The 3,865-nt window shown below is 70.1% G+C and carries 5 protein-coding genes; all 5 read left to right on the top strand.

Annotated elements, in window-relative coordinates:
• The first annotated feature begins 157 nt into the window (after positions 1-157).
• The 5 genes from ACFXB5_RS35545 to ACFXB5_RS35565 all read left to right on the top strand — a co-directional run bounded on the left by ACFXB5_RS35545 (position 158) and on the right by ACFXB5_RS35565 (position 3,765).
• Positions 158-496 (top strand): MerR family transcriptional regulator, encoded by a 339-nt coding sequence (locus ACFXB5_RS35545; RefSeq protein ID WP_385215937.1) that lies wholly within the window; start codon positions 158-160, stop codon positions 494-496.
• Between the two features lie 417 nt (positions 497-913).
• On the top strand, positions 914-1,117 hold the full coding sequence (locus ACFXB5_RS35550; RefSeq protein ID WP_020868774.1) for a cold-shock protein: 204 nt from the start codon (positions 914-916) through the stop codon (positions 1,115-1,117).
• 327 nt (positions 1,118-1,444) lie between these two features.
• On the top strand, positions 1,445-2,959 hold the full coding sequence (locus ACFXB5_RS35555) for a DEAD/DEAH box helicase (RefSeq protein ID WP_385215940.1): 1,515 nt from the start codon (positions 1,445-1,447) through the stop codon (positions 2,957-2,959).
• Between the two features lie 46 nt (positions 2,960-3,005).
• Positions 3,006-3,404 carry a CBS domain-containing protein gene (locus ACFXB5_RS35560; protein WP_385215943.1) on the top strand — a complete coding sequence of 133 codons (399 nt, stop codon included), beginning with the start codon at positions 3,006-3,008 and terminating at the stop codon, positions 3,402-3,404.
• 49 nt (positions 3,405-3,453) lie between these two features.
• Positions 3,454-3,765, top strand: coding sequence for an SCO5918 family protein (locus ACFXB5_RS35565; protein WP_385215945.1), 312 nt, complete (start codon positions 3,454-3,456; stop codon positions 3,763-3,765).
• The last annotated feature ends 100 nt before the right edge of the window (positions 3,766-3,865 follow it).

Below are 3,865 nucleotides of genomic sequence, written 5' to 3' on the forward strand. Positions count from 1 at the left end.
GGCGCCGGCCCCCCCCCGGGGGGGCCCGCCCGGCCCCCCCCCCCCCCCCCCGGGCGGGGGGGGGGGGGCGGGGGGGGGGCGGGGGGGGGCGGGGGCGGCCGCCGGGGGCCCGCCACCCCCCCCCCCGCCCCTCCACCCGTTCCACAGAGAGGTGCAAATGACAGCAGGCGAATCGTTCGGTCGTCTCGACGACGACGACTATCCCGCCTACACGATGGGCCGGGCCGCCGAAATGCTCGGCACCACGCAGGGCTTTCTCCGCGCCGTCGGCGAAGCCCGCCTCATCACCCCGCTGCGTTCCGAGGGCGGCCACCGCCGCTACTCCCGCTACCAGCTGCGCATCGCCGCCCGCGCCCGGGAGCTCGTCGACCAGGGCACCCCCATCGAGGCCGCCTGCCGCATCGTCATCCTCGAAGACCAGCTCGAAGAAGCCCAGCGCATCAACGCCGAATACCGCCACGCCGCCGCCTCAGAGAACCCGACGACCGCAGGCTGAGGTGGCCCGGTCCCGCCTGCGCGCGGAGCATACTGCGGGCCGGCCCCCGGGGCGGAGGAGGGTGCCGCCGCAGTGGTCGCGCCCGCCGAGCCGTATGTGACGACCGCTCTTGCTGGAACACTGTGTCGCGTGTGGGGCAATATCTATTGCCGCGAGACGAGGGTTAAATACGTCGCGCGGACAGTGTGTTTATCGCAGCGAACGAATTCGCTCCATCGGTCGTACGCGGGCCACTGCCGCATGCTACTGTCGATCTCAGTTGCAGTTGTGGTTCCCAAAAACTTCAATGCTTGCGCCAGCATTTAGCTGCGGGAAGCGTTTTGTATTTCCGGTTGTTCTCCGGGCGGGGCATCATTGCGGCGACCCGGTGTCCGTGGATTACGGGTGCCGGCGTACTGCCCCACAAGGAGATATGACATGGCGTCTGGCACTGTGAAGTGGTTCAACGCGGCCAAGGGCTTCGGCTTCATCGAGCAGGATGGTGGAGGCCCTGACGTGTTCGCCCACTTCTCGAACATCGCCGCCCAGGGCTTCCGTGAGTTGCTCGAAGGTCAGAAGGTCACCTTCGACATAGCCCCGGGCCAGAAGGGCCCGACGGCCGAGAACATCGTTCCCGCCTGACGCTGACGCGCACTTCGTAGCTGGGGCCCGCATCCCTCGGGGTGGGGGCCCCAGCTGCGGGGATTTCCCTCAGTGATGCCTCCTGTGGGACAGAACCGCTCCCAGCTCTTCTCCAGGGGTGCGCCGCCTCTCCCGGGCCGCACCCATCGACGTCCGGCATCTCACGCCGATATTACGTCACCCATTTCATTACCTGCGTCCCACAGCGGATTCACTGCATGGCGTCTTCGCTTTCGCATTCCATTTCGGCCCGTTCTCGTGTTTCCCCGCGCTGCACTTCCGCTGCGGGAATTCCTTGATACGTGCCGTATCAAGGAAGGTTCTCAAATGAACCCCACACGTACGAACGACCGCACCTCCCGGACCCGCCGCACCAGCGGCCCCGCTTTCAACTCCGGCACCGGTTCGGGCCGGGGCAGTCGCTTCGGCTCGCCCGCCCCGAGCCGATCAGGGCGCCCGAGCCGCTCGGGCGGCCACGGTCGGCGGCCCGCCGCGGCCTCGGGCGAGTTCGCCCTGCCGAAGACGATCACTCCCGCGCTGCCCGCGGTCGAGGCTTTCGCCGACCTCGACATGCCCGCCCAGCTGCTGGCCGCGCTGACCGCGCAGGGCCTGAGCGTCCCGTTCCCGATCCAGGGTGCGACCCTGCCCAACACCCTCGCGGGCCGCGACGCCCTGGGACGCGGGCGCACCGGATCCGGTAAGACCCTCGCCTTCGGCCTGGCTCTGCTGGCCCGCACCGCAGGCCGGCGCGCCGAGCCCCGCCAGCCGCTGGCCCTGGTCCTCGTCCCGACGCGTGAGCTGGCCCAGCAGGTGACCGACGCGCTCACCCCCTACGCCCGCTCGGTGAAGCTGCGCCTGGCCACCGTCGTCGGCGGAATGTCGATCGGCAGGCAGGCAGGCGCGTTGCGGGGCGGCGCCGAAGTCGTCGTCGCCACGCCGGGCCGGCTCAAGGACCTCATCGACCGCGGTGACTGCCGGCTGAACCAGGTCGCGATCACCGTCCTGGACGAGGCCGACCAGATGGCCGACATGGGCTTCATGCCCCAGGTCACGGCACTCCTGGACCAGGTGCGCCCCGAGGGCCAGCGGATGCTGTTCTCCGCCACCCTCGACCGCAACGTCGACCGCCTGGTCCGCCGCTACCTCACCGACCCCGTCGTCCACTCCGTCGACCCGTCGGCGGGCGCCGTCACCACGATGGAGCACCACGTGCTCCACGTGCAGGGCGCGGACAAGCACCGCACGACCACCGAGATCGCGGCCCGCGACGGCCGGGTGATCATGTTCCTGGACACCAAGCACGGCGTCGACCGGCTCACGCAGGACCTGCTGAACAGCGGAGTGCGCGCCGCCGCCCTGCACGGCGGCAAGTCGCAGCCCCAGCGCACCCGGACCCTGGCCCAGTTCAAGACCGGACACGTCACCGTGCTCGTGGCCACGAACGTCGCCGCCCGCGGTATCCACGTCGACGACCTCGACCTCGTCGTCAATATCGACCCGCCGACCGACCACAAGGATTACCTCCACCGCGGCGGCCGCACCGCGCGGGCCGGCGAGTCAGGCAGCGTCGTCACCCTGGTGACCCCCAACCAGCGCCGCGACATGAGCCGTCTCATGAGCGCCGCCGGGATCGTGCCCCAGACCACCCAGATCCGCGTCGGTGAAGAGGCGCTGAGTCAGATCACCGGCGCCCAGGCACCCTCCGGCATCCCCGTCACGATCACCGCGCCGGTGGCCGAGAAGCGCAAGCGCAGCGCATCCTCACGCGGCCGACGCAGCCCCGCCTCGGCTGCCCGACGCAGGACCGTACGGCAGACCTCCTTCGACGCGGCGGCGGCCTAGAAGCCTCATGATCAGGAAACTGACCCACCACTTCAGGAGGCACCTTTTGACGCTGGTTCAGATGCAGCCCCGCTCGACGAACGTCACCCCCGCACACCAGACTGCGGCGGACGCCATGGACACAGGCGCACTGCAAGTCTGCGACGACATGACCATCGAAGTCGCCCTTTCCGTCATGGCCGGCGCCTGCACCGGGCACCTGTTCGTCTGCGACGACGACGGCCTGTGCACCCAACTGGTCACCCAGGCCCAGCTCACCGCGGTCCGTGACAGCCCCGCGTACACGGACCGGGTCCAACTGCGCGACATCCTCGACGGCGGTGGGCCGTTCACCTCACCCGTGACCACGACCGCCGAAGCCGAGCACGCAGCCCTGGACCGCCGACTCGCCGCACTGCCGGTCGTCGAAGACCGGGACAGCGTTCGGGGCGCCCTCGCCCACTGAACCGCCTCACCGCGGTAGAACTACCCCCTTCTTCTCCCTGTGAGGCATCATGCGCTGTATCATCGCCCGCTTCCCGTTCGACCTCACCAAGAGCGGCGTCCTGGAATCCATGAAGGGCATCAAGCCCGAACAGGTCATCGGCGAGTCCGTGATCATCGGCCGCCGCACCTACCCGGTCAAGCAGGTCGGGCAGGTCATCACGCGCCAGGACCGCCGCGATTTCAGCACCGGTGAAGTTCTCCGGGCCATGACGCAGCTCGGCTTCACCTGCCCCGGCCTCCGCCAGACAGCCGCGCCCACGCGTGTCCCCAGCCCATTCCAGCAGGCTTCCGCGATGCTCGGCGCACCTGCCGCCGTCTGACCGACGAGCGGGTGCGAGCCGCCACCAGAACAACAGGAGGGGGGGGCCCGCGCGCGGCGGGCGGGGCCCCCCCGCGCGGGGGGGCGCGGGGGGGGAGGCG

Source organism: Streptomyces sp. NPDC059455 (assembly GCF_042750115.1).
Taxonomy (GTDB): Bacteria; Actinomycetota; Actinomycetes; order Streptomycetales; family Streptomycetaceae; genus Streptomyces; species Streptomyces endocoffeicus.